A 4963-nucleotide genomic window follows, 5' to 3' on the forward strand; every position below is an offset into this window, starting at 1 on the left:
CGCATGGGTTCTCATACTGTCGTCGAGCGCAATGCCAGTTCGCACTCCGATGAGGCTGATCCCGTCGTACGTCAGGCTCAGGACGGTAATGATGCGGGTGCGGGGTCACATCGTCAGCGGTATGATCCCATATGTACAGTGAACAGGGTGTGGTCCTGCCGGGTCGAGCCGGCCGGACGGTGCCGTCCAGACCGTGAGTGCGTTTTCCAGATATGCTGACACCTTCCGAAACCATCCCCGACCGGAGAGCCATCGTCTCCAAGCGCAGCCTGACCGCCGAACTGGCGGCCCTGGTCAAGCAGCATGGCACGGGTCCGGTCTTGCGTCCCCATGTCCTTGCCACCCTGCGCGCGGCGCTTGAGCACGGACGGGCGGAGGTGCGGCGGCGGTTCGAGGCGGCGGGCAGCGGCACCGACTGCGTGCGGCAGAACGCCTACCTGATGGATCAGGTGATCCGGGCGCTGGCCGACCACGTGACCACCAGCATCTATCCCGCCGCCAACCCGACCGCCGGAGAGCTGTTCGCGATCGCGGCCGTCGGCGGCTATGGCCGGGGGGAGATGGCGCCGTTCTCCGACCTCGACCTGCTGTTCATGCTGCCCTACAAGCGGACGCCGCGGGTGGAGCAGGTGTTCGAACACATGCTCTATATCCTGTGGGACCTGGGGCTGAAGGTCGGCCACGCCGTCCGGTCGGTGGACGAGTGCATGCGGCAGGCCAAGGCCGACGTGACGATCCGCACCAGCCTGCTGGAGGCCCGCTTCCTCCATGGGGAAGAGAAGCTGTTCAACGAGCTGCGCCGCCGGTTCGCCAAGGAGATCGCGGCCGGCACCGGCCCCGCCTTCATCGAGGCGAAGCTCGAGGAACGGGATGCCCGCCACCGCCGGCTGGGCGACAGCCGCTACGTGCTGGAACCCAACATCAAGGAAGGCAAGGGCGGCCTGCGCGACCTTCAGACGCTGTTCTGGATCGCGAAGTACTACTACAAGGTCGATGAAGTCTCCGAGCTGCTGGACAAGCAGGTGCTGCTGGCGGAAGAGGTCGCGAAGTTCGCCAAGGCGCAGGACTTCCTGCTGACCGTGCGCTGCCACCTGCATTACCTGACCGGACGGGGCGAGGATCGCCTGACCTTCGACGTGCAGGCCGATATCAGCCGGAGGCTGGGCTATACCGACCATGCCGGCCTGATCGGGGTCGAGCGCTTCATGAAGCACTACTTCCTGGTCGCCAAGGATGTCGGCGACCTGACTCGGATCTTTTGCGCCAACCTGGAGGCGGAGGCCAAGCGCCCGCCGCGCTTCTCGCTGATGAGGCTGGCTCAGGCGCGGAAGGATATCGAGGGCTTTCTGCTCGACGGCGAGCGGCTGAACATCCGCTACGACCGCCAGTTCAAGGACAACCCGCTCGATACGGTCCGCCTGTTCCACGTGGCGCAGGTCCACGGCCTGGACATCCACCCCAACGCCCTGCGGGCGCTGACCCGCGCGCTGGGCGTGGTCGGGACGAAGCTCAGGGCCGATCCAGAGGCCAACCGGCTGTTCCTGGAGATGCTGACGTCCCGCAAGGACCCGGAAGTGGCGTTGCGCCGGATGAACGAAGCCGGCGTGCTGGGCCGTTTCGTGCCGGATTTCGGCCGGATCGTCGCCCAGATGCAGTACGACATGTACCATGTCTTCACGGTGGACGAGCACACGCTGTTCGCGCTGGGCATCCTGCACGACATCGAATCGGGCGCGCTGAAGGACGAGCTGCCGCTGGCGAGCGAGGTCATCCACAAGCTGGTGTCGCGCCGGGCGCTGTTCGTCGCGATGATGCTCCACGACATCGCCAAGGGACGCGGCGGCGACCACAGCATCCTGGGCGCCAAGGTGGCGGAGAAGCTGTGCCCGCGCCTTGGCCTTTCGGCGGAAGAGACGGAAACGGTGGTCTGGCTGGTGCGCTGGCACCTGAACATGTCGGATGCCGCCTTCAAGCGCGACCTGGAAGACGACAAGACGATCCGCGACTTCGTCGATCTGGTCCAGTCGCCGGAGCGGCTGCGCCTGCTGCTGGTGCTGACCACCGCCGATATCCGCGCGGTCGGTCCCGGCCGCTGGAACGCCTGGAAATCGACCCTGCTGGCCGAACTCTATCACCGGGCCGAGGACCTGATGTCCGGCGTGGTCAGCGCCCTGCGGCGCGAGCGCAGGGTCAATGCGGCGCAAACGGCGCTGCGCGGCCTGCTGACGGACTGGCCGGTCGAGGATATCGAGAACCACCTGTCCCACGGCTATCCGGCCTATTGGCTGAGCTTCGATCCCGACACCCACACCCACCATGCCCGCCTGATGCGGCGGGCCGACCGGGAAGGGGCGCCGCTGACGGTGGACACCAGGATCGACCGCAGCCGGGCGGTGACCGAGGTCACGATCTACACCCACGACCATCCCGGACTGTTCTCGCGTCTGGCCGGCGCCTTCGCGCTGTCGGGCGCCACGATCCTGGACGCCAAGATCTTCACGATGACCAACGGCATGGCCGTGGACGTCTTCCTGGTGCAGGACGCGGCGGGAGGAGCCTTCGACAGCGGCGACAAGCTCGCCAAGCTGGCCGTGATGATCGAGCGCACCCTGTCCGGCCAGCTCCGTCCGTTGCAGGAGCTTGCCAAGCGGAAGCCGGGGCTGACCAACAGGACGCGGGTGTTCAAGGTGCCGCCGCGCGTGCTGATCGACAACAAGGCCAGCACCACCCATACCGTGATCGAGCTGAACGGCCGCGACCGGCCCGGCCTGCTCTACGACGTCACGCGGGCGCTGACCAATCTCAGCCTCCAGATCTCATCCGCCAAGATCTCGACCTATGGCGAGAAGGCGATCGACGTCTTCTACGTCAAGGACGTTTTCGGGCTGAAGATCACGCACGAGAGCAAGCTGGCGCAGATCCGGGAAAAGGTGCTGACGGCGCTGTCAGACCCGGTCGCCGACGCCCAGGCCGACAGCGGGCGGTTCTCCGCCGCCGAGCGCAGCAAGGCACGCTCGAAACAGAAGAAGCCGGCGCTGCCCCGGCGCAAGACCCCGGCGGAAACGGCTGCGGAATGACGGCGATTCGGCGCTGCCTGTGTCCGGCGGTGCTGCTGGCCGCGGCGCTGCTGGCGGGCTGCGCCAGCCCGGTCGACGTCAGCGTCAAGGGCGGCAGCGCCAGCGACACCGAATGGCGTGTCGGGATCCCGTTCTGACGCGGACCCCCGACTGACACGGCTCTGGCCGATGGCCGCCGCTTTGCCGCATCCGCATTGCTCTTTCGCACTGCAATGATATAAGTCGCGCGCCTGATGGTGCCCGTCGAAACCCTTGCAGCACGGGGCGCTTGCGATGACCGAGACTCTTGCCGCCGGATTGATCTGCGCCTACGGCTTCGGCTCCGACGGAAGCGTCCGGGAGCTGTCGCTGCCGGTATTGGGCGACCTGATGCGCACACCCGACGGGTTCCTATGGGCGCACCTGAACATCTCGGTCTGGCCGATGCGGAACTGGATCGGCGACAGGTCGGAACTGCCGGAGATCGTCCGCGAGGTCCTGGTCGCGTCCGACGACATCCGGCCGCGGTTCGAGCGGTGCGGCGACGGGCTGGTCGGCACCCTCAGCGACGTCCAGCACGATTTCTCCGGCCAATCCGGCGATATCGGAACGCTGCATGTCTGGTTCACCCGCAACACGCTGATCACGACCCGCAGCCATCCGCTGACGGCGGTGGACAAGCTGCGCCTGGACATCCGCGACGGCTTCCATCCCGCCACCACCGGCGAGCTGATCGGTGCCCTGATCGACCATCTGGCCGCCAGCTTCCATAAGGTGATCGAGGAGATGGTGGAGCGCCTGGACGAGATCGAGGACGCCATCCTTGTCGGCATCTCCAACGACCTGCGCAGCCAGCTTGGCGACCTGCGCCGCCAGATCGTCAGCATGCGCCGCCAGCTGCTGCCGCAGCGCCGCGCCTTGTCGCGCCTGCTGAGCCAGCCGCCGTCCTGGTGGTCCGCCGACGACCTGCACGACCTGCGCGAAGCGGGCGAGCGGTTCTCATCGGTCGCCGAGGATCTGGGCGCCGCCGAAGACCGGGCGAAAGTGCTTCAGGACGAGTTTTCCGCCAAGCTGGCGGAAGAGGCCAACCGCAACCTGTTCCGCCTGTCGATCGTCACCCTGATCTTCCTGCCGATGACGCTGGTCACCGGCATCTTCGGGATGAACGTGGCAGGCCTGCCCGGCACCCATGAGGCCCTGTCGTTCTGGTGGGTCATGGTGCTGATGGTGGCGTCGGCCGGAGCGACGCTTCTGCTGCTGAAGGTCAAGCACTGGTTCTGACGAACCAAATCGCATCCATATGAAATTAATCATCGGCGGGTTATCAGTTGGCAGCACTGAAAGCCCGGCCTTATGACAATCGATATCTTCACACTGGTCGTCGTCCATTCCCTCGTCTCGCTGGCGCTCGGCATCCTGATGCTGGTGTTCTGGTTGCAGCACCGCCATCTGCCCGGGCTGACGTTCTGGACCCTGGCGACGCTCCTGCTGGGGATCAGCACGCTGATTTCCGTGCTGAGGGGCTTGGCGCTGCCGGAGCTGCCGGCGATCCTGATATCCAACGGGCTGATCGCGCTGAGTTTCGGCTGCTTCTATAACGGAGTGCGGGCGTTCAACGCGCTGCCGGTGCGCTGGACGGCCATAGCGGCCGCGACGGCGGCGCTGGTCCTGTTCCAGGGCTGGTTCACCCTGGTTCAGGACGACGTTTCAAACCGGATCGTTGCCTTGTCCCTGGTGCTGGCGTCAGGCGGCCTGATGACGTCGCGCGAGCTGCTGCGGAGTGCCGTGCCCGGCATGAGGCTGACGACGCTGACGGCCGCCGTGCTGTTCGCGCTGGTGTCGCTGACGCTGGCGGCACGGGCTGGTTCGACCCTGATGTCTTCGCCCGAACCGGACCATATGGGCCG

The 4963-nt window shown here is 66.3% G+C and carries 4 protein-coding genes; all 4 read left to right on the forward strand.

Annotated elements, in window-relative coordinates; genetic code table 11:
• Positions 1-212 precede the first annotated feature (212 nt).
• Entirely contained in the window at positions 213-3077 is a 2865-nt protein-coding gene (locus AC5JJ6_RS23545) for a [protein-PII] uridylyltransferase (RefSeq protein ID WP_496044388.1), read from the forward strand.
• Positions 3074-3214 (forward strand): hypothetical protein, encoded by a 141-nt coding sequence (locus tag AC5JJ6_RS23550; protein WP_496044389.1) that lies wholly within the window; start codon positions 3074-3076, stop codon positions 3212-3214. Before AC5JJ6_RS23545 ends, AC5JJ6_RS23550 begins: the two co-directional genes overlap by 4 nt.
• A gap of 136 nt (positions 3215-3350) precedes the next feature.
• Complete coding sequence (locus tag AC5JJ6_RS23555; RefSeq protein WP_496044390.1) at positions 3351-4337, forward strand: CorA family divalent cation transporter; 987 nt, start codon at positions 3351-3353, stop codon at positions 4335-4337.
• Between the two features lie 72 nt (positions 4338-4409).
• Positions 4410-4963, forward strand: a 554-nt coding sequence (locus AC5JJ6_RS23560) for a hypothetical protein (RefSeq protein ID WP_496044391.1), incomplete at its 3' end; no start/stop codon positions are given.

It is taken from the genome of Skermanella sp., assembly GCF_059503625.1.

Bases quoted from the DNA above. Each gene is read 5' to 3' on its own strand.
- AC5JJ6_RS23550 (WP_496044389.1), top strand. From the start codon at position 3,074: ATGACGGCGATTCGGCGCTGCCTGTGTCCGGCGGTGCTGCTGGCCGCG.
- AC5JJ6_RS23545 (WP_496044388.1), top strand. From the start codon at position 213: ATGCTGACACCTTCCGAAACCATCCCCGACCGGAGAGCCATCGTCTCC.
- AC5JJ6_RS23555 (WP_496044390.1), top strand. From the start codon at position 3,351: ATGACCGAGACTCTTGCCGCCGGATTGATCTGCGCCTACGGCTTCGGC.